Raw genomic sequence first — 233 nt, 5'->3', positions numbered from 1 at the left:
GAACGCGGTGCCCCACGCGGCGTTCAGCCCGTCGGGGGTGCCGTAGCGCGCGCGCAGCCAGCCGCGGAACGCCGCGCCCGAGGCCGGGGAGAAGTCCTCGCCGACGGGGGCGCCGTACTCGTTGTGGTCGTGCCACATCACGACCGCCGGGTGGTCGGCGTACCGGGGGCCGGGGGCGCCCCCCGTCCGCGGCCCCGCCGCGCCGGACTCCCCCGACGACGGGGGGGCCAAGG

The 233-nt window shown here is 80.3% G+C and carries 1 protein-coding gene; it reads right to left on the bottom strand.

Translation table 11 applies throughout. The features are described 5' to 3' along the window. Window positions 1-233, bottom strand: a 233-nt coding sequence (locus KVT14_RS21565) for a beta-galactosidase (protein ID WP_217617406.1), incomplete at both ends; no start/stop codon positions are given.

Source organism: Cellulomonas sp. GbtcB1 (assembly GCF_019091725.1).
In the GTDB taxonomy this organism is placed as follows: Bacteria; Actinomycetota; Actinomycetes; order Actinomycetales; family Cellulomonadaceae; genus Cellulomonas.
This window is presented reverse-complemented; position numbering and strand designations above follow the sequence as displayed.